This window comes from uncultured Jatrophihabitans sp., assembly GCF_964246335.1.
In the GTDB taxonomy this organism is placed as follows: domain Bacteria; phylum Actinomycetota; class Actinomycetes; order Mycobacteriales; family Jatrophihabitantaceae; genus Jatrophihabitans.
In genome coordinates, this window is record NZ_CAXTQF010000036.1 from 1 (window position 1) to 20,840 (window position 20,840).

Below are 20,840 nucleotides of genomic sequence, written 5' to 3' on the forward strand. Positions count from 1 at the left end.
CCCAACCCCTCGCTGATCAACAGCAGGAAATGCGCACCAGAGCGACCAGAACCTACTGTTGATCAGCGGGGGAACAGGGGCGGGACAGATGATCATTCGCGGTGCCCGACGGCGAAGATGCGCCGGAACGCGAACAGCGTGCCCGCTTCGGTGCGCGGGTAGGCCGCGCGCAGCAGTGCGGCGTATTCGGCGCTGAAGTCGGCGGCATCGGTGTCCGACAGCGCCGCGAGCACCGGCCGCAGACCCGTCCCGCGCACCCAGTCGAGCACCGGGTCAGCTCCGGGCAGCACGTGCAGGTACGTCGTCTCCCACACGTCCGCGGCGAGTCCGGCTGCCAGGAGCAGGTTCGCGTAGTCACCCGGCTCGGCGACGGCGTCGTCGTGCCGCAACACGTCGTGCAGAGCATCGCGCCAACGCGCGGACTCGGCGAGCGAGCGCATCAACGTGTGCGACGGAGCGCCGAAGTTGCCCGGCACCTGCATCGCCAGCCAGCCGCCCGGGTGCAGCGCGGCTGACCACGACGCGAGCAGTTCCCGGTGCTCCGGCACCCATTGCAGCGTCGCGTTGGTGACGATCACATCGGTGTCCGGCGCGGGCGTCCACCGGCGAACGTCTCCCACGCGGAACGACAGCCGCCCACCCTGGCGCGCCGCCGCCGCCTCGATCATCTCCGGCGACGAGTCGATGCCCTCGACGATCGCGTCCGGCCAGCGCTGCGCGAGCAGCGCGGTCAGCTCGCCCGGGCCGCAGCCGAGATCGACGGCGCGGCGCGGCGCGTCGGCGCCGACGCGGTTCACGAGGTCGACGAACGGCCGGCCGCGCTCGCCGGCGTACCTCGCGTACTGCTGCGGGTCCCAGCGCATGTCACCGATCCTTCGCCGTGGCGGGTAACTTGACGTCGAGATATTATATCTTGACGTCAAGGGATCGCAGCCTCAGCGGCGTGCAGGCCCCGTCGTCCTAGACTTCCGAGGTGTCTCCGGCCGCCGCCCCGCCGCGTGTGCGACGGGCCGCGCGCGCCGTGCTGACCGGGCTGACCGGTGCCTCGCTCGGCGTCGCGCTGGGCGGCCGGGCGCGCGGCTGGCTCGGTCCGGTGCAGGTCGCCGCCCGTGCCGTCCCCGCGGGTACCGCAGGCGTGCGCGTCGACATCCCGCCCGCGGGACACGCCACGCTGCCGATCTTCCGCGGCCCGCTGCGCGTCGAGGTGCTCGCCACCGACGTCGACCCGAGCCGGGCGCAAGGCCTGCTGCGGATGCCCGACGACGCCACCGACGCCGCGGCGGTCCGCGACCAACTGCACACCGTGCTCGACCGCGCAGGTGACCAGGCGCGCCGGCTCGGTGTGGCACTTGCCGCCCGCACCGTGGTCGCGGCGCTCGGGGGTGCGGCCGCCGCCGGCGCGCTGACCGCGCGCCGTCGCGCGGACGTCGGCCCCAGCCCTGCAGCCGCGGCTGCCGCACTCGCCGGCGTCGCCGCCATAGGCGCCGCCACGCTCGACCGCGACGCGTGGCGCGAGCCGCAGCTGCGCGGCCTGCTCGACAAGGCGCCGCTGCTGCTCGGCGACCTGCGTACCGCGCCGGCACGTCTCGACACCTACCGCGACCAGCTCGCTGACCTGCTGCGCACCGGCACCGGCGTCTACCGCAAGGTCGCGGCGCTGCCCGAGCCGCCGCCGGCGGACGCCGTCCGGCTGTTGCACGTGTCGGACATCCACCTCAATCCGGTCGCGTTCGGTCTCGCGCAGGCGATGATCGCCGAGTACCACGTCGACGCCGTCGTCGACACCGGCGATCTCGTCGATTGGGGGACGCCCGCCGAGAACGCGTTCACCGGGCAGATCGGCGGCCTCGGCGTGCCGTACGTGTTCGTCAAGGGCAACCACGACTCCGCGGGCATTGCCGCAGCGGTCGCCGAGCAGCCCAACGCCGTCGTGCTGAGCGCCGAAGGTGGCCCGCGCGAGGTGGCCGGCGTGCGGTTCGCCGGGATGGCCGACCCGCGGTTCACGCCGGACAAGACGACCGGCGACGACCACGCAGCACATCGCGTCTCGGAGGCGGCGCAGGCCTTCGCGGCCGGCCTGCGCGGCGAACACGTCGACGTCGTCTGCGTGCACGACCCGGCGGCCGGCCGCGCCATCGACGGCGTGGCGCCGCTCGTGCTCGCCGGCCATACCCACCAGCGCTCGGTGCGCCGCTACGGCGACGCCGTCGTGGTCGTGCAGGGCACGTCGGGCGGGTCCGGGCTGCGCGGCGTGCAGCGCGATCCGCCGGACCCGGTCTCGCTGTCGGTCGTCTACCTCGACCGCGCGACGAAGCGGCTGTGGGGCGTCGACGAGGTGACGCTCGGTGGCATCGGCGAGGTCGGACTGAGCGTCGTGCGCAAGGACGTCGCCACGCTGCTCGCGACGGTGCCTGCATGAGCAGCCCGGACAGCCCCACGGAGCCGAGCATCCCGGGCGACCCGGCGAGCACATCGAACGGCACCGCAGCGACCGGGATCGGCGCCGTCACTGCATCGGACCTCGCGGCGGCCTCGGCGCCGCGGCGCGAGCACCGGGAGAACACCCTGCTCGCGCTGTTCCGCATCCCGGTCTTCCGCCGGATGTGGGCGGCGATCACGTTCTCCAGCCTGGGCGACTGGTTGGGGCTGTTGGCCAACACGGCGCTGGCGCAGCAGCTGACCCGCGGGCAGTCGATCGCCACCCAGGGTGTCGCGATCTCCGGGGTGCTGCTGGTGCGGCTGGCACCGGACCTGCTGGTCGGTGCATTCGCCGCCGCGCTCGCCGACAAGTGGGACCGACGCAAGACCGTCATGGCCGGGCAGTTGGTCGCGGGCGTGCTGTACGCCTCGATCGCGATCGGCTACAACCTGACCACCCTGTATGTCGCGCAGTTCGTCATCGAGGCCGCCGGGCTGTTCATCCAGCCGGCGAACCAGGTCATCTGGGTCTCGATCGTGCCGAAGAAGCTACTGCCGACCGCCAACCAGATATCCCTGTTCTCCGTCTACGGCACGGTGCCCGTCGCGGCCATCGTGTTCGCCCTGCTCTCGGCCGCTGACCGGCTCATCGGCGGCGCGCACAGCACCACCGCCGGGCACGTCAACGCCGGCATCGTCATCGCCCTGCTGCTGAACGCCGTGACCTTCTTCGTCAGCGCGGCCACGGTGTTCCTCAGCAGACGCGACATCCCGGTGGTGCCGCGCAAGCGCGAGCAGGAGGCCAGCGTCTTCAGCCTGCTCCGCGAGGGCGTCGGCTTCGTCCGCAAGAACTCGTTGATCCGCGGGCTGTACGTCGGCATCATCGGCGCGTTCGCCGCGGGCGGGGTCACCGCCGGCGTCGCCCTGTTGTGGGTTAAGACGCTCTCCGCGGGCAATGCCGGCTACGCCATCATGTTCGGCACGCTGTTCACCGGACTCGCCGTCGGGATCCTCATCGGCCCGCGGGTGCTGCCGAGGTACGCGCGCAGCTTCGTGTTCGGCGTGTCGATCGGCGGCGCCGGCGTGACGCTCATCGTGATGTCGCTGATCCGCAACTTCGTCCTCGCCGACGGGCTCGCGGCGCTGGTCGGCGTGTTCGCCGGGATGGCGTGGGTCATCGGTTACACGCTGATCGGCCAGGAGGTCGAGGAGCGGCTGCGCGGGCGCATCTTCGCCTTCGTGCTCTCGTCGGTGCGGCTGACCCTGTTCGCGACGATCGCCCTGGGACCTGTCCTGGCCGGGGCTTTCGGCTCCCACGCGATCCCGTTCGGCAACGACACCTACCTGCGTTTCTCCGGCCCCGGACTGACCCTGCTGCTCGGCGGCGCGGTGGCGCTCGGGGTCAGCTACTACGCGACGTCGCGCGCGACCCGATCGGGCACGCGCTTCCGTGACCTGGTCCGCCACCGCGTGCTGCGCACGGGCATGGCGCACCGCAACGACCACCCCGGCCTGTTCGTCAGCGTCGACGGCCTCGACGGCACAGCGACCGCCGGGTACGCCGCGCTGGTGGCCGACGCCGTGCGTGCCCGCGGACTGACCGTCACGCGCACCGCCGAGCCCACCGACTCGGCGACCGGGCGGCACGTCGCGCAGCTGTTGCGCGGTGACGGGTCGGGTGGCGTCGAGCCGGAGACCGCGGCACTGCTGTCCGCGGCCGACCGCGCCGAGCACGTCGCCGCGACCATCCGGCCCGCACTCGACCGTGGCGAGGTCGTCGTGTGCGACCGCTTCCTGCTGACTTCGCTCGCGCTGCACGGCGGCGGCCGGGGCGCCGACGTCGACCGCATCCGGGCGGTCAATGCGTGGAGCACGGGTGGGCTGTTCCCCGACCTCACGCTCGTCGTCGAGGCGGGCAGCAACCGGGGCGCCGCGTTCAGCGGCGGGGGCGAGCACGTCGCGGACATCGACGCCGACGCCGTGACGCAGGCCCTCCACAACGAAGTAGGCGCCGAACCGGACCGCTATCTGATGTGTCCGCCGGACGTGCCCGACGTGCTGCCCGAGAACGTCCTCGCCCGTCTGACGCGCCTCGCCGAGTCGCGCGCCGCGCTGTTGACCGAGCCGCAGCCGGACGCGGTCGACGTCGTCGCGCAACCGATGCAGCAGCCGGGTGAGCCGAGCGCTGAGCACCCGGCGCAGGCGGTACCGCCGGCGCGCTAACGTGCTGGGCGTGACCGCCGCCCCCACCAACGCAGCGTGGACGCGTGCGGACACCGAGGCGGTCGAGTGCTGTGTCTGCCGGCGCGAGGGACGGCCCATCTACGATCTCGACCCGTTCGGCGTGGTGCGCTGCCCGCGTTGCAAACTCGTGTTCGTCAGTCCGCGACTCAACCCGCAGGCGCTGCAGCGCATGTACGACGACACCAGCTACTTCGAGGGCGACGGCAGCGTCTACGGCAGCGTCTCCAGCGCTGCCGGTCGGCTGAGCCCGGCGATGGTCCTGCAGCGGCAGTGGACCTCCGGGCGGCTCGCCCTCGCCGAGCGGGAACTGGGCCGCCCGGCGCACGGCGCCCGGCTGCTCGAGGTGGGCTGCGCGTACGGGCTGTTCCTCGACGCAGCACGTAAGCGCGGCTTCGACGTCGCCGGCGTCGAGCTGTCCAACAGCGCCGCAGCGCACGCCCGCGACACGCTCGGCCTGGACGTGCACAACACGCAGCTCGCCGACGCGCCGCTCGACGGCAAGTTCGACGTCATCTGCGCGTGGGACACGCTCGAGCACGTGCCGGACCCGGTCGCGTTCTGGACCGCGGTACGCGGCCTGCTGCGCGACGACGGTGTGGCGCTGTTCTCGACGCCGTACTTCTCGTCCGTCCCGGCACGCATGCTGCGCACGCGCTGGTGGACGCTCAAGCCGACCGAGCACATCTGGCACTTCACGCCGCGCACCCACCGCACCGTCGCCGGGCAGGCCGGCATGCGGGTGACGCGCACCGTGCGCAACCCGCTGGCCCGCGCGAACTTCGCGCGGCTCGACTCGCTGGTCGGCGTGGCCCGCCCCACCTCGTGACCATGGGGCTGTTCGTCGCGTTCGAGGGCGGCGAGGGAGCCGGCAAGTCGACGCAGATCGCCCGCGCGGCACAGGCGCTGCGGGCAGCCGGCCACGACGTCGTCACCACCCGCGAACCCGGGGGCACCGACCTCGGCCGCGAGCTGCGCCGCCTGGTGCTCGACCCGGCCGGCGACGTCGCCCCTCGCGCCGAGGCGCTGCTGTACGCCGCGGACCGCGCGCACCATGTCGCCACGGTTGTCCGGCCCGCGCTGGCCGCGGGCCGCGTCGTGCTGACCGACCGCTACGTCGACTCGACGCTCGCCTACCAGGGCGCCGGCCGCGGGCTGTCCGTCGCCCAGGCTCGCGTGCTGACCGAGTGGGCGACCGAGGGGCTGCTGCCCGACCTGACCGTGCTGCTCGACCTCGACCCGGCTACCGGTCTGGCCCGCGCCGGAGCACGCGGTGCCGAGCTGGACCGCTTGGAGGCGGCTTCCCTCGACTTCCACCAGGCCGTGCGCGCGGGGTTCCGCGAACTGGCCGCGGCCACGCCGCAGCGCTACCTCGTGCTGGACGCAACCCGCCCGCCCGACGAGCTCGCCGACGCCGTGGCGGCCGAGCTGCACCGCCGGCTGCGCGCTTGAGGCATGCCGCGTCCGGCGCTCCACCTAGCATGAACGTCGTGGATCCCGAGCCGTTCGTAGGTGAGCCGGGTGACGCCGCGGACATCCCGGGTGCCGCTGCGGCGCCGGACGAGGTGGACGACATCGTCGCGGCCTGGCGACGCGAGCGCGCCGACCTCGACATCGCCCCGCTGGAGGTGATGTCGCGCCTGGACCGGCTGGCCGGCGTGCTCGGCGAGCGGCGCGCGGCGATCTTCGCCCAGCACGACCTGCGCCGGCACGAGTTCGACGTCCTCGCCGCCCTGCGTCGGGCCGGTGAGCCGTTCGAGATGCGGGCCGGCGCGCTGGCCCTGGCCACCTACGTGACGTCCGGGACGATGACCAGCCGGCTCGACGGGCTCACCGAGCGCGGCCTCGTCACCCGCGCCGCCGATCAGGACGACGGCCGGCTGGTGCGCGTCGCGCTGACCCCTGACGGGCGCGAACGCGTGGACGCCGCGTTCGAGGCGCTGCTGGGCGCCGAGCGTGAACTGCTCGCCCCCCTCGCCCTCGGGTCACTCGGCCCGCTGGCGGACTCGCTGCGGGCGCTGCTGGCGCAGGCCAGCGCGACCGCGCCACAGCCGGGTGCCGGCCCGGGCGCGCCGCGGCGATGACGGTCTGGGACGCGCTGATCGGTCAGGCCGAGGCGGTCGACTCACTGCGTGCGGCAGCAGCTGCGGCGGCGGACGTCGTGGCGGGGGATTCCGTCGGCGTGCAGGCGCGGCACACCACCTCCGCGGCGATGACGCACTCGTGGCTGTTCACCGGACCGCCGGGCTCGGGCCGCTCGGTGGCCGCCCGCGCCTTCGCCGCCGCGCTGCAGTGCGAGACACCCGGTGCGTTGGGTTGCGGGCACTGCGCCGCCTGCCACACCGTCGCCTCGCGCACCCACCCGGACGTGCACCAGGTGGTGCCGCAGGGCCTGTCGATCGGCGTCGAGGAGATGCGCGCGGTGGTCGCGCGCTCCGGGCGCCGCCCGTCGCGCGGTCGGTGGCAGGTCGTGGTCATCGAGGACGCCGACCGGCTGACCGAGCAGGCGTCGAACGCGCTGCTCAAGGCCGTCGAGGAGCCACCGGGTCGCACCGTGTTCCTGCTCTGCGCGCCGTCGCTGCACCCGGACGACGTCAGCGTCACGATCCGTTCGCGCTGCCGGCTCGTCACGTTGCGCACGCCGTCGGCCGAGGCAGTGGCCGGTGTGCTGCGCGACGCCGACGTGGAGCCGGGCATGGCCGCGTGGGCTGCGGCGGCGGGACAGGGCCACGTCGGGCGGTCCCGCCGGCTGGCGCGCGACGCCGATGCGCGCGAGCGGCGCGCCGCGGTGCTCGCCGTCCCCGCGTCGTTGACCTCGCTCGGGGCCTGCCTGGACGCCGCCGACCATCTGGTCGGCGCTGCGGAGGCCGAGGCGAAGGCGCTGTCCGACGACCTCGACGCGTCCGAGACCGAGTCGCTGCAGGTGGCGCTGGGCGCAGGCGCCACCGGCAAGGGCGTGGCCGCGTCGGTGCGTGGCTCGGCCGGGGCGCTGCGCGAGCTGGAGCGGCGGCAGAAGTCGCGCACCACCCGCACGCAGCGCGACGCGCTCGACCGCGCGCTCGTCGACCTCGCCGCCTTCTACCGCGACGTGCTGCTCGTGCACGCCGGCTCTCAGGTCGCGCCGGCGCATCCGGACTTCGCCGACGACGTGCGCACCGTCGCGAGCCGCGTCGACGCCTCCGGTGCGCTGCGCCGCCTCGACGCCGTCCTGGCCTGCCGGGACGCCGTCGAGCTGAACGTCAAGCCGCGGATCGCCGTCGAGGCGATGACCGCCGCGCTGCGGCTGTAGCGCCTACCCGCGATACGGCGCGGAGCCGATCGGGGTCGCGCCGGACCCGCCCACGGCCGCGCCCGCGTGGCCGTACACATAGAACGTGCGCGTAGACGGGCGGTACACGGTGAGATCGGCCTTGCCGTCCCCGGAGAAGTCTCCCGTGACGGGCACGTCGCCCGTGGTGCCGTAAGTGACCGGCGACTGGCCGCGCACCCAGAACTGATGGGTCGACGGCCGGTAGATCGCGATGTCGGTCTTCCCGTCGCCGTCGTAGTCGCCGGGCGCCGGGATGTCGCCCTTGGTGCCGTACGCGACCCGCTGCACGGTCGAGCCGTCGGCCCCCCGCACGTACCAGACACCCGTCGATGGATGCCATACCGCGATGTCCGTCGTGCCGTCACCGTCGTAGTCACCGGGCACCGGCACGTCCCCCGTCGAGCCGTAGGAACCGCCGCCGCTGTGCTGGTACAGGTACCAGGTGTGCGTGGACGGGCGGAACAGCGCGATCACGGTGGGCTTGTTGATGCCGTCGTAGTGCGCCGCGACCGGTATGTCGCCCTTGGTGCCGTAGGCGATGTTCTGCGTCGTGCTCCCGGTCGGGCCCGCCAGGTGCCAGGTGCCGTCCGACGGCCGCCACACCGTCATGTGCGCGAACCCGTCGCCGTCGTCCGTGATCGCCGGCACGTCACCCGTCGTGCCGTAATGGAAGACCGTGCCGTACCCGTCGTCGATGGTCCAGGTGCCGTTGACGAAGGTCACCGGGGTGCTCGTCTGCTCGAAGGTGAAGTCGTGCTGCGTGCGCTGCTGTTGCGCGGTCGCGAGCTGCAAGCCTCGGTAGTAGTACTTCCCCAGGATGACGTTGTATTTATTACCGGTGCTGCCGCCGCGATGCTCGTCCGAGTCGAAGCACGCCTGCGTGCCGACCTGGCTCATAACAGAACCATTCGCGTATTGGCCACAGCTCTCGTCGGGATTGTTTATGTAGGACTCGTAGGACGTCTGCAGGATGTTGCTGTTGACCCGTGCTGCCACCTGTGCGGTTTGCGCCAGGGCTTTGTTCGTTCGATCCGTCGCGGTGCCCGGCAAATACTCCTGGAATTCGCGCGAATCGTCCGTGACGTCGAAACACGAGGAGCTCGAACGCGTGCTGCCGATGTAACCGCCGTAGTGAGTTACCCAGTACCAGGCGTAGGAGCGAACCGCGACTGCGCCCGCCTTCACCGCGTCGAAGTCGTACGAGCCCGCCCACTCATCGGGCAGCACGTTCTGCAGGTATTCGTCGAACGAGATGGACCGGATGTTGTACGTGCCGTGCGTGTCGTCGCCCGTTCGCACGAGCACGCGGATCGTCGGCGGTGGCGTGGTCTGGGACGAGTAGCCGGTGCACGACGGATCGCCGGGCGTCGTGTCCTTGACGATCGTGCACACGTTGTCCTGCTCGCACGTGGAGACGGAGCGTTGGACCGCAGGACGGAGCCCGTCCGGGAGCGGCCTGTTCGGGGTGACCGGGCGGGCGGACGCGGTGCCGGTGACGGTGACCGCGACGAGCGGGAGGGCGAGCAGCGCGACGAGCCGACGACGATTGATCACGCGCGCACTCTAACGGGGCTTCCTGAGTCTGTCCGACGCTGGACGACGGTCGGCGCAGAACCCCGTTTGCACCCAGCGCCGTTGCTATCTCGGGGGTTGCCCACCCGGTTAGCGACGGTTGCGGGTGCAAACCGCGCGGCCAACGGGGAGCTACCCGTGGCCGACGCCTCGCCGGGTGACGTCCGTCCGATCTAGGGTGGGCGCGTGGCGATGATCTGCGCGGTGGTGTTCCAGCCGCAGGGCCGGTTGTACTACGCCGACCCGGGATCGACGACGCCGCAGGTCGGCGACCACGTCCTCTACCCGACCGACGACGGCGATGAGGTCGCGCAGGTCGTCTGGGCGCCGCAGTGGGTGAGCGAGGACGTCGGCGGCCTGCCCGTTCTCGCGGGCATGGCCGGGGCCGACGCGGAACGCGATGCCGCCGCCAGCCGCAAGAAGCGCGCCACCGCCCGCGTCGCCGCTCGTCGGCTCGTCCGCGAACACGAATTGTCGATGAAGATCGTCGGCGTGGACCACCGTGCCGCCACCAACCAGGTCACGCTGTACTTCACCGCGCCGCACCGGGTCGACTTCCGCGCGCTCGTGCGCGACCTCGGCGCGACACTGCACTGTCGGGTCGAGCTACGGCAGCTCTCCGCACGTGACGAGGCACGCCTGACCGGCGGCATCGGCTCGTGCGGGCGGGAGCTGTGCTGCTCGACGTTCCTCGTCGACTTCGAGCCGGTCAGCGTGCGGATGGCAAAGGATCAGAACCTGCCGCTGAACCCGCTGCGCATCTCCGGCGCCTGCGGCAAGTTGATGTGCTGCCTGAAGTACGAGCACCCGCTCTACCAGGACTTCGCAGCGACTGCCCCGGCCGTCGGTGACGCCGTCGACACCGCCGACGGCACCGGCACCGTCGTGGGCCACGACGTGCCGGGCGAGAACGTCGTCGTGCGGATGAACGCGGACGGCCGTAAGCAGGCGTGTGCGCTCGCCTCGGTATGCGGGTCGCGCAGGGCCTACGAGTCCCGCGGGGACACGATCGGCGAGCGGCCCACCACCTAGACTGAGCGGTCATGACCGCTCGCGAAACTCGTCGCCGCACCTGGACGCCGGTCGCCGCGTGCCGCTGAAAAAGATCGCGCGCCGCGCCGTACGCCAGGCGCGCAGCACGGTGCTGCACGTGCGCCAGCGCGGCGTCGGGCTCGCCGGCCATGGGCTCATCGCACAGCTCGCCGTCGAGCAGCGCGACGACGTGCTCGACATCGAGTTCCTACCCGGCAGCGAAGTCACACCGCATGCCGTCTGGGCGCGCTACGCCGAGGACTTACCGGACGCCGGCCGACCCGAGCGCGGATGGACCCAGCTGCCCGGGTTGCGTTCGGACGCCGGCACCTATCGCCTCACCGTCGCGCTCGCGGACCTGCCGGCCAAGCCGTTCGACGACGCCGCGGTGTTGATGCTGTATGTCGAGGTCGACGCGGTGCTCGGCGCAGCCGACGAGGAGCGGCTCGAGCTCACCGGCCGCCACGACGTGGTCCGGACCAGGGTCGCCGACGGCGTCGTGCGCGTGCGCTACCGGCCGCCGCTCGGCGTCGCCGACATCACCCGGCTGGGCCGCCTGCACGAGATCGAGGCGCGCGGTCGGCGGCTACGCCCGCACGTGGTCGTCGGCGGCGCGCTGGCGGTGGCCGTCGACCATGACGTACTGCAGTACGGCCGGGTCGAAGTGAGCAGGTTGACCGTGCGGCACGGTGTCGTGCAGCTGCGGGGATGGCTCAGTACCCGGCACAACGACGTGCTGACCGGCGAGTTGCTGCTCAAGGGCCGCACCACCGACTACCGCGCCGCTACGCCGCTGCGGCTGACACCGGACGCGCATCGCATCGCCACTCGCTGGGGCATGCGCTGGTATCGGATCGCCGCGGACCTCGACTGCGCGCCGCTGCTCGACGATCCCGCGTTTGCCGACGACACCTTCGACGCCTACGTGTCCCTGCAGCCCGCGCAGGAGCGGCAACCGTTCGAGGTGCGCGTCGGTCGCACCCGGTTCGTGAAGCGGGTGCTCACGAACGCCGGCTGGGCACACCGCGGTGACGCGGCCCTGGCGATCAACCCGTACTACACGTTCGTCGCCAAACGCACGTCGTTCCGGCTCGCCCGCTTCGACGGCGACGTCGAGATGTACTTGCGTCGCGCTGTGCGCACCCGGCACGTCGACCGCGTCAGGCACAGCCTGCGACACGGACGCAAGGACGTCTGGCTCATCGGCGAGCAGCCCTATAAGGCGCAGGACAACGGGTACCGGTTCTTCCAACACCTGCGCGAGCAACACCCCGACGTCGAGGCCTACTACGTCATCGACCCGAACTCGCCCGAACGACGCAATGTCGAGCCGTACGGCAACGTCGTGGCGCACAAGTCGCGCGAGCACGTGCGTGTCTCACTGCTCGCCACCAAGATCGCCGGCACGCACCACGCCGAATACCTCTTCCCGATGCGGACGCGTTCGTTCGACAAGAAGGTTCGTGGCGCACGCATCTTCCTGCAGCACGGCGTGATGGGCGCCAAGTGGAGCGCCGACGTCTACCGCCGATCCGCGGACTTCGACACCGACATGTTCGTGGTCAGCTCCGAGCCCGAGCGTCGGCTGATCGTGCGCGACTTCGGCTTCGACTACGACGACGTCGCGGTCACCGGTCTCGCACGTTTCGACGCCCTGTTCAACGACGACGTCGAGCGCAATCCACGGCAGGTGCTCGTGATCCCGACGTGGCGCTTCAACCTCTACGACATCGACCGCTACGCCGCGTCGGACTTCCACCGCGCGTGGCACAGGTTCCTGACCAGCAAGCGGCTGCGCACGCTCGTCGACCGGCACGACCTGGAACTCGTCTTCGCGCTGCATCCCAACATGCGCCAGTACCGGCACCTGTTCGCCGACGTCCCGGCGCGCATCGTGCAGCAGGGCGAGGTCGACGTCCAGTACCTGCTCAAGCGCAGCGCCATGTTGATCACCGATTACTCCAGCGTGGGCTGGGACTTCTCGTTCCTCGGCAAGCCGGTGATCTACTACCAGTTCGACCGTGACGACCTGCTGCCGCCGCACGTCGACCCCGACCTCGACCTGCCCGGGCCGGTGCGGCTGCACCTGAACGGGCTGCTCGCCGAGCTGACGGCACGGGCGCGGGACGACTTCGCGATGCCGGAGAAGTACCGGGAACGGTCGCAGCGCTTCCTGGCCCACCACGACCGGGAGAACAGCGAACGGATCTTCCGGGCGGGCAGCGCGCTGCGTCGCCACCGCGACGTCAAGCAGGCCGTGCTCGACAACGAGGTGGTACGCCTCGGCTGGCGGGTGTTCCGGCGCAGCGGTCGCTACCTGCCGGCGATGCGTCGGCTCTACCCGCTGCTGCGGTTGCTGCCCGTCGACGACAACCTCGTGTTCTTCGAGTCGGGCATGGGCAAGCAGTACGCCGACAGCCCCCGGCGCATCTACGAGGAGCTGCTGCGGCGTGAGCTGCCGCTGCGCAAGGTGTGGTCGTTCGTCACGCCGACGCCACTTCCCGACCGGGACACGAAGACCGTCGAGCGGCACTCGCTGGCGTACTACTATTACTTGGCGCGGGCGCGGTACTGGGTCAGCGACCAGAGCTTCCCGTACTACGTCACCCGCCGCCCGGACGGCATCTATGTGCAGACGTGGCACGGCACACCGCTCAAGCGGATGCTGCACGACCTCGACAGTGTGCACGGCCGGGACAACGGTTACGCGTACCGCGCCACGACGGCGGCGGCGCAGTGGGGCACGCTCGTCTCGCCGAGCCCGTTCACCACACAGGCGTTGCGCAGCGCGTTCCGCTACACCGGCGACGTGCTCGAGGTCGGCTACCCGCGCAACGACGTGCTGCAGGGCCCGGGCGCCGCGGAGATCGGCGAGCGGGTGCGCCGTCGGCTGGGCATCCGGCCCGAGCAGCGGGTCGTGCTCTATGCACCGACGTTCCGCGACGACCAGACGATGGCGCCCGGGCAGTTCACGTTCGCGCTGCCGTTCGACCTCGACAAGCTGTACCAGCAGCTCGGCGGCGAGGCCGGTGACACGGTGCTTCTGCTGCGCATGCACGTGCACGTGCGGAACAAGCTCGAGGTGCCCGAACACCTGCGCGGTTTCGCGCGAGACGTGTCGCGGCATCCGGACATCCAGGAGCTCTACCTGGCGGCCGACGTGCTGGTGACCGACTACTCATCGGTGTTCTTCGACTACGCCACCCTGCGCCGGCCGATCGTGTTCTACGCCTACGACCTCGCCGCCTACCGCGACGTGCTGCGTGGTTTCTACCTCGACTACGACACCGAGCTGCCCGGCCCGATCGTCACCACGCAGGACGACCTCGCCGACACGCTGAACCACCTGGACGAGGTCGACGCGCCGTTCCAGGCGCGGCGCGACGAGTTCCTGGACAGGTTCGCGCCTCGCGACGACGGACATGCCACCGAGCGGGTCGTCGATGCGATCTTCGGCCCGGCACCTCCGTTACCCTGATCCCGGCCGGACGGCGGAGTCCCGGTGAGCGAATCGCAGTCGAGAGCAGGCAGGTAGGTACGCGTGGTGTCCGATCCACTGCTGTCGGTCGTCGTGCCGATATACAACGTGGAGGCTTACCTGCGGCCGTGCCTGGATTCCATCCTGGCGAGCACGCTGACCGATCTCGAGATCATCTGCGTCGACGACGGGAGCACGGACGCAAGCGGCGCCATCGCGCACGAATACGCGCAACGGGATGCGCGGATCTCGGTCGTCACCGTCGAGAACGGCGGCCTCGGCCGCGCGCGCAACATCGGCCTGGACCGGGCGCGAGGCAAATATCTGGCATTCGTCGACTCCGACGACCAGGTGACGACGCACGCTTACGAGCGCATGTGCGAAAGCCTCGAGTCGACCGGCTCGGACATCGCCGCGGGGCGGGTACGCCGGCTCGGGCTGACCCGCACGTGGGCCTCGGCCATTCACTCCAAGGCGATCCCCCGCGCGGTGTCGCAGACGCACATCTCGCGGCATCCGGAGCTCGTCTACGACACGACGGCATGGAACAAGGTGTTCCGCCGCTCGTTCTGGGATGCGCACCACCTGCGCTTCCCCGAGGGTGTCGTCTACGAAGACATGCCGGTGACGATCCCCGCGCACGTGCTGGCGTCCTCGGTGGATCTGCTGCTCGACGTCGTCTACGAGTGGCGCGAACGCGGAGACGGCTCGCTGTCGATCACGCAGCGCCGGGCCGAGGTCAGCAATCTGCGCGACCGTCTCGAGGCGCTAGAGCACATCAGTGACGTGCTGATCGAGCACGACCTCGCCGACGCGCGGCGCGAGCACGACCGCAAGGTGCTCACGCTCGACATGTCGCTGTACCTCGGCGTGCTCGATGTCGCGGACGACGAGTTCCGCGAGCTGTTCGCCGACCACATGCGTCGCTACCTCGAACACGTCGAGGAGCAGACGCTGAACAAGCTGCCGCCCTGGGAACGCGTGGCCTACGCGCTGCTGCAGCGCGGCGGCGTGCGGCAGACGGTCGAACTCGTCCGAGAACGCAAGGCGGCGCGCGAGGGTTACGACGTGCGCCGGCGTGGCACCCGGCTCTATGCGGACCTGCCGTTCTTCGACGACTCGAACCAGCCCGTCGTGTTGCCACGCAGCACCTACGACGTCACGTACCGACTGCCGATCCGGTGCAGCGTCGAGGACGTGGCGGTGGACGACGATCACCTGGTCGTCCGCGGGTATGCGTTGATCAGCGGGGTTCCCTTCAACCATGCCTGGTCGGCTCCGCGATACATCTCACTGAGTTCCAAGAGACTGAAGCACCGTGTCGTGCGGCCGATGGTGCCGGTCCGCAACCGAGGGCTCGCCGAGAAGTTCCTGCGCTCGGGTGCGTCCTACGACATGGCCGGATACCGCACGCGCATCCCGCTGAACCAGTTCCGGGCGCCGGCGTCGGGTGTCGCGACGTACTACGCGCGTGTCGGGTTCGTGAACGGTCCGCGCCGCCGCAGCGCCGCGCTCGCCCGCCCGCGCAACTCGTGGCAGCTGACCGGCGTGGATGTCATCCGCAGCGACGGTGCTCTCGTGTCCGCCCACACCAACCTGCGCGGCCAACTGACGGTGAGCGTGACACGCGACTACGCACTGGCCGAGCGCATGGAGATCGACCCGACCGGGACCCGGCTGACGCTGCGGCTGCGGCTGCCGGACGGGCACGACATCATCGACCCGATCGTCAAATGGTCGTCCGACAGCCACCTCGAACCCGCCGTGGCGACGCTGGCCAAGGACCCCGAGGACGCCCGCCGGATGATCGCCGTCTGCGACCTCTCCGCGCAGCGGGTGCGCAATTCGTTCGCCGCGCGCCGCGTCTGGCGGGCCACGGTCGAGCCGGCCGCCGGCGACGGCCAGCCGCTGCCGGTCGTCACCGACCGCGCCGGGCCGCTGATGCACGACGAGGACGTGCAGACCGGCCGGGAGATCACCGCGCGTGCCGGTGCCCACGGGCTCGTCGTGCTCTCCGACCGGCGCGCCCGCGTGCGTGTCACGTCCGCACACTGGACCGGTGGCCGCCTGCACGTGGGACTCGTGCTGCCGGCCGCGCTGTACGAGACCGGGCCGCCACAGGTCGCGTTGACCACCGCGGGCGGTGATCGCGTCGAGCCCGTCGAGATGTCGGGGTCCGGCGAGCAGTGCACCGTCGTGTTCGACGTCCTCGACGGTCGCACACAGGTCTCGCTGAAGCCCACCACCTGGCATCTGCGACTCGCGGAAACCACGCCGGGAGCCCCCGACTGGTGGGGGCTCACCGTCGACACCGTCAACTGCCAGGCGGGTTCGACCCTGTTCGAACTGCCGCGGGCCGAGGTGCAGATCGGGCCGGAGCTGTTCACCGTGGTCGTGCGCTCCGTCCGGGTGGACGAGAACGGCACGTTCCACCAGAACCGGCTGCAGACGACGCAGTACGAGAAGTACCGCCGCCGTCCCGTGGGAACCACGGTGCTGTTCCAGGCGTGGGCCGGCAAGCAGTACTCCGACAACCCCCGCGCGCTGTACGAACAGATGCAGCGGCAGGACTACGACTTACCCGCGGTGTGGGTCCGCCGCGACACGTCGGTCCGGATGCCGGACGGCGTGCGGTCGGTCGTCCTCGGCACCCGGGAGTACTTCGCGGCTCTGGCGCAGGCGCGCTACGTCATCGCCAACGACTCGATGCCGCCGTACTACGTCAAGCGCGAAGGCTCGACCTATCTGCAGACGTGGCACGGGACGCCGTTGAAGCGGATCGGCTTCGACATCGAGAACGCGCAGTTCGGCAACGTCAACTACCTCGACCAATTCGCCGTCGAGGTGACGAAGTGGGACGCGCTGATCTCGCCGAACCAGTTCAGCACACAGATATTGCGCCGCGCGTTCCGCTACGGCGGGGAGGTCCTCGAGACCGGCTACCCGCGCAACGACATCTTCTACGCGCCCGACGTGGAGGAGCGCCGCGCCGAGGTCCGCGCGCGGCTGCGCCTGCAGCCCCACCAGCGCGTCATTCTCTGGGCACCCACCTGGCGCGAGGACCAGCGGGACAACACGGGTCACTACTCCTTGGCGCTGCCGTTCGACCCGGCGACCTGGGAGAACCTGCTCGGCGCCGACGACGTCCTGCTGTTCCGTGGTCACCAGCTGCTGCAAGAGACCGTCGGCGCCCGGCTGCAGGACGTCCGGCAGGTGCACAACGTGACCATGTATCCGGACATCCAGGACCTCTACCTCGCCGCCGACCTGTTGATCACCGACTATTCCTCGGTGATGTTCGACTTCGCGAACACCCGTCGGCCGATGATCTTCTATGCGTGGGACCTGGACCACTACCGTGATCACCTGCGTGGCTTCTATTTGGACTTTGCAAAGACCGTCCCCGGACCGGTGGTCACAAACTTCGGCGACCTGCGCATCGCTCTCGCCGACCCGGACCTCGTCGACACGCACGCAGAGGTCTACGCGCGCTTCGTGGAGCGGTTCTGCGGGTTGGAGGACGGCGAGGCGTCCGCCCGGGTGCTGAAGGCGATCCTCGGCTCCTGAGCACGCTGCTACGCTGCCTCGGGTTTGCCCCCGCACGCCAACCTTCGCAAGGATGCAACTCGATGCCGAAATTCAACGCCCGCAGCCTCGAAGCAAGCCTGTCGGACACAAAATTCTTCGACCGCGGTGCGCGCCGACTCGACGCCGTCAACCGCAAGATCCAGCGACGCGCCAACAACCCGCTGCGGCAGTACTTCGAGAACAACGATCAGCGCATGATCAACAAGTGGTTGCACTACTTCGACATCTACCACCGCCACGTGGCGCCGTTCCGCGACCGGCCGGTGACCCTTCTCGAGTTCGGCGTGTGGCAGGGCGGTTCGCTGCAGATGTGGCGTGATTATCTCGGCCCGAAGGCGCGCATCGTCGGCGTGGACATCAATCCGGCGTGCGCCGAGCTCACCGGGCCACAGATCGAGGTGGTCATCGGTGACCAGAACGACCGCGAGTTCTTGGCCGGCCTGGCAAAGCGACTCGGGAAGGTCGACATTCTGATCGAGGACGGCGGGCACCACCCTCAGCAGCAGATCAACACATTCGAGATCTTCTGGCCGATCATCAAGAACAACGGCATCTTCCTGATCGAGGATCTGCACACCAGCTACTGGGAGCGCTACGGCGGCGGACTGCGTGGCCCCCTGACCTTCATCGAATATGCCAAAGGTCTGGTCGACCAGATGCACGCCTGGTACGGGCACGAACTGCCGGACCTCAACCCGGACGTGTACACGAAGACGATCCGTGGCATGCACGTCTATGACAGCATCATCGTGTTCGACAAGGCCAAGCAAATCAAGAAGCCTACGCAGAAGAAGACCGGCTACGCCTCTTTCTGACCGGGACCTTGCGGCGGTCTTGTGTCGGCGGTGCCCGACCACCGGCTGCGCTACGGACGGTCTCGCGGCCGATAGTGTGTCCACGTGGACTACTTGCCCTTCTTGGCGACCGCGCACCGCGAACTCGAACCGCAGACCTACCTCGAGATCGGGGTGAGCCAGGGCCACAGCATGGCGTTGTCACACTGCCGGTCCGTGGGCATCGACCCGCTGTTCAGTATCAAGACGGAGATCGACTGCCACCTGACGCTGTTTCGCACGAGCAGTGACGAGTACTTCACCCGTCCGGACCCGCTCGCGCCGACGGGGGGTCAGCCGTTCGATCTCGCATTCATCGACGGCCTGCACCTGTTCGAGTTCACCTTGCGTGACTTCATCAACGCCGAGCGGTACTGCACGCCGCGGTCGTTGATCATTCTCGACGACATGCTGCCGCGAACGGTCGACGAAGCTGCACGTGAACGGCACACCTACGAGTGGGCCGGCGACCTCTATCCGATCCTGGCCGTATTCGACCGGTACCGGCCTGACCTCGTGGTGTTGCCGGTGGACACCACGCCGACAGGAATGGTGGTCGTCTTCGGCCTCGACCCAAGCAACACCGCGTTGTCGGACAACTACGACGAGATCATGGCCGAGTTCCGCTCGCCGGACCCACAGCCTGTGCCCGAGTCCGTGCTGGACCGGTTGACCGCTTACGCACCCGAGCGCGTTCTCGATGCGCCGTTCTGGCGCGCGCTCGCGGATGCCCCCCGCGACGCCTCGCCGGCGGAGGTACGCGCACTGCTCGACGAGCCGTTGCGCGCGGGCCTCGGCGCACAATTCGCCCAGGCGTAGGACACGAGGCCCAGGACCCTGGGCGTGGAATTGCTTCGGTCGGGCGACCGGGCGACGCGAAGCCGATCAGCCCTTGGCGCGCCGGGCGCGGACCGCTCGGTAGGCGCGCTGCGCGTACGGATTGCGGGCGACTGTGCGCACCGCGGGACGAAGCGGCTCGGGAACCCGGGTCGTGACCCGTTGGGTGAGCGACGGGCGACGTGGCGCCGGCTGCGGCTTGGTACTGACGGCCTTTTCTGGTTTCGGCGGCTCGGCGACGACCGCCATGGCGCCGTCGCCGTCGATCTGCAAGGCAAGCCCGGTGGCCGTTCTGGGCCCGATGCCGAACCGCGTGTGGACCGGCAGGGTAGCCGGCAGGCCGCTGACCCAGCTCTGCAGCCGCACGCTGTCGCCGTCGCTGACGAGGTCGACGGGGAGTACGAGGCTGCCGAGGAACAACTGCCCACGTACGGCGCCCGCGTCGAGCACCGAAAGGTCGTCCAGGCGCAGCGTGAGCAGCGAGCCGCGGGCTGACTCGGCTACCGAGCCCGCTGCGATCGGCACCTTTCCGACGACCGACGCAGCAGTGGCCGCGACATCCACCACCTGCCGGTCCTGTCGCCGGGTACTGGCAACCAGGAGGCCACCTATCGCTGCCGACGGCAGTGGGCCGGGCAGCGGCGGCACCGGCGCGGGCTCGATCCACGCGCTCGTGTCGCCGGGCTGCACGAGATGCAGCTCCCATGGCCCGTCGGGTAGCGGGCCGTCGGCTGTCGCCGCCCGGACATCGAGCGCGGCGACGACCACGGGCCGGGCGCCGTCCTGCTCTACGCGCGTCGGCAAGGCCAGCTCGTCGTAGGTCTTCGCGTGGCGCAGATGCAGCACGGGCGCAGCGTCAGGGGTTGCGGGCGGATCGAGGATGGCGCGCAACTCGAGGGTGCCGTCCACCCAGTGGCCCACCGCCTCGGCGACCCGGAACTGTTCGTCCGCGTCGACCGGCCCGCTGATCAAGACCACGGGGTGATCGCCCAGGGCGCCGACCGCACCGGGCACGTCCGGTAGGCGGGGGCAGGTGCCGACCTGGGCTGCGACCTGTGCGGCGACCGCGATCAGCGGCGCCGGGCCGGTCAGCGAACCGAGCACGTCCGCGGCGAGCTCGCCCGTGTCGCGGGCGAACAGCCGATCGAGCACGCGGCGCCCGCGCACTTGCGCGCGACCGAGCACAGCCGCACAGCCGTGGGTCTCGCCGAAGGCCACGAGCTGCCCAAGGGCCTGCGGGAACAGCTCCGGACGGCGCTCGTCGAGATCGTCACCGAGGTCCACGACCCATCGGCCCTGCAGGTGCTCGGCGACGACCAGCTCGCCGGTGACCACACGCACGTTCGGCCGGTGCCGGGCAAAGTCGGCGACGCGATCGTGGGTAGGGCCGCCCGGTTCGGCCAGCACGAGGACGGTCTCGAAGTCGTCGTACCCGAGAGTCTGCGCGTCCAACGACGCGGCGAGTGCGGTGAGCCAGGGGGCGGGGCCGTCGACCCGAACGACGACGGAGACCTGGGCGGTCATGGGGCGT

General features: G+C 70.5%; 13 protein-coding genes and 1 pseudogene. 11 read left to right on the forward strand and 3 right to left on the reverse strand.

The window, feature by feature from the left end; all coding sequences use genetic code 11:
• Window positions 1-92: 92 nt before the first annotated feature.
• A complete protein-coding gene (locus ACFFCN_RS11495; RefSeq protein ID WP_375491714.1) occupies window positions 93-863 on the reverse strand; it encodes a trans-aconitate 2-methyltransferase in 771 nt (256 codons plus the stop codon).
• 110 nt (window positions 864-973) lie between these two features.
• On the opposite strand from ACFFCN_RS11495, the gene ACFFCN_RS11500 reads away from it, so the two are divergent.
• The 6 genes and pseudogenes from ACFFCN_RS11500 to ACFFCN_RS11525 all read left to right on the forward strand — a co-directional run bounded on the left by ACFFCN_RS11500 (window position 974) and on the right by ACFFCN_RS11525 (window position 7,948).
• Window positions 974-2,419, forward strand: coding sequence for a metallophosphoesterase (locus tag ACFFCN_RS11500; protein WP_375491715.1), 1,446 nt, complete (start codon window positions 974-976; stop codon window positions 2,417-2,419).
• Window positions 2,416-4,641: a bifunctional MFS transporter/dTMP kinase gene (locus tag ACFFCN_RS11505; RefSeq protein WP_375491717.1), complete on the forward strand. Its 2,226-nt coding sequence runs from the start codon at window positions 2,416-2,418 to the stop codon at window positions 4,639-4,641. Before ACFFCN_RS11500 ends, ACFFCN_RS11505 begins: the two co-directional genes overlap by 4 nt.
• A 10-nt stretch (window positions 4,642-4,651) precedes the next feature.
• Window positions 4,652-5,488, forward strand: coding sequence for a class I SAM-dependent methyltransferase (locus tag ACFFCN_RS11510; protein WP_375491719.1), 837 nt, complete (start codon window positions 4,652-4,654; stop codon window positions 5,486-5,488).
• A pseudogene (gene tmk, locus ACFFCN_RS11515) lies at window positions 5,485-6,111 on the forward strand (dTMP kinase); the annotation flags it as partial. The gene ACFFCN_RS11510 and the pseudogene tmk, both read left to right, overlap by 4 nt.
• Before the next feature lie 38 nt (window positions 6,112-6,149).
• Window positions 6,150-6,743 (forward strand): MarR family winged helix-turn-helix transcriptional regulator, encoded by a 594-nt coding sequence (locus ACFFCN_RS11520; protein WP_375491720.1) that lies wholly within the window; start codon window positions 6,150-6,152, stop codon window positions 6,741-6,743.
• Complete coding sequence (locus ACFFCN_RS11525; protein ID WP_375491722.1) at window positions 6,740-7,948, forward strand: DNA polymerase III subunit delta'; 1,209 nt, start codon at window positions 6,740-6,742, stop codon at window positions 7,946-7,948. Before ACFFCN_RS11520 ends, ACFFCN_RS11525 begins: the two co-directional genes overlap by 4 nt.
• Window positions 7,949-7,951: 3 nt before the next feature.
• On the opposite strand, the gene ACFFCN_RS11530 is transcribed toward ACFFCN_RS11525, so the two are convergent.
• Entirely contained in the window at window positions 7,952-9,523 is a 1,572-nt protein-coding gene (locus ACFFCN_RS11530) for a SpoIID/LytB domain-containing protein (RefSeq protein ID WP_375491724.1), read from the reverse strand.
• Window positions 9,524-9,727: 204 nt separating this feature from the next.
• Here ACFFCN_RS11530 and ACFFCN_RS11535 point away from each other — a divergent pair, with 204 nt between their 5' ends.
• The 5 genes from ACFFCN_RS11535 (at window position 9,728) to ACFFCN_RS11555 (ending at window position 19,291) form a co-directional block, all read left to right on the forward strand.
• A complete protein-coding gene (locus ACFFCN_RS11535; RefSeq protein ID WP_375491725.1) occupies window positions 9,728-10,573 on the forward strand; it encodes a stage 0 sporulation family protein in 846 nt (281 codons plus the stop codon).
• Window positions 10,574-10,631: 58 nt separating this feature from the next.
• Window positions 10,632-14,051 (forward strand): CDP-glycerol glycerophosphotransferase family protein, encoded by a 3,420-nt coding sequence (locus ACFFCN_RS11540; protein ID WP_375491727.1) that lies wholly within the window; start codon window positions 10,632-10,634, stop codon window positions 14,049-14,051.
• A 66-nt stretch (window positions 14,052-14,117) separates the two neighbouring features.
• Complete coding sequence (locus ACFFCN_RS11545) at window positions 14,118-17,618, forward strand: CDP-glycerol glycerophosphotransferase family protein (RefSeq protein WP_375491728.1); 3,501 nt, start codon at window positions 14,118-14,120, stop codon at window positions 17,616-17,618.
• 62 nt (window positions 17,619-17,680) lie between these two features.
• A complete protein-coding gene (locus ACFFCN_RS11550) occupies window positions 17,681-18,454 on the forward strand; it encodes a class I SAM-dependent methyltransferase (RefSeq protein ID WP_375491730.1) in 774 nt (257 codons plus the stop codon).
• Between the two features lie 84 nt (window positions 18,455-18,538).
• Entirely contained in the window at window positions 18,539-19,291 is a 753-nt protein-coding gene (locus ACFFCN_RS11555) for a class I SAM-dependent methyltransferase (protein WP_375491731.1), read from the forward strand.
• 66 nt (window positions 19,292-19,357) lie between these two features.
• On the opposite strand, the gene ACFFCN_RS11560 is transcribed toward ACFFCN_RS11555, so the two are convergent.
• A complete protein-coding gene (locus ACFFCN_RS11560; protein WP_375491733.1) occupies window positions 19,358-20,833 on the reverse strand; it encodes a hypothetical protein in 1,476 nt (491 codons plus the stop codon).
• Between the last annotated feature and the right edge of the window lie 7 nt (window positions 20,834-20,840).

What these genes read in the sequence shown, in the direction of transcription:
- ACFFCN_RS11550 (WP_375491730.1), top strand. Translation starts at nt 17,681, where the DNA reads ATGCCGAAATTCAACGCCCGCAGCCTCGAAGCAAGCCTGTCGGACACA.
- ACFFCN_RS11525 (WP_375491722.1), top strand. Translation starts at nt 6,740, where the DNA reads ATGACGGTCTGGGACGCGCTGATCGGTCAGGCCGAGGCGGTCGACTCA.
- ACFFCN_RS11505 (WP_375491717.1), top strand. Translation starts at nt 2,416, where the DNA reads ATGAGCAGCCCGGACAGCCCCACGGAGCCGAGCATCCCGGGCGACCCG.
- ACFFCN_RS11560 (WP_375491733.1), bottom strand. Translation starts at nt 20,833, where the DNA reads ATGACCGCCCAGGTCTCCGTCGTCGTTCGGGTCGACGGCCCCGCCCCC.
- ACFFCN_RS11495 (WP_375491714.1), bottom strand. Translation starts at nt 863, where the DNA reads ATGCGCTGGGACCCGCAGCAGTACGCGAGGTACGCCGGCGAGCGCGGC.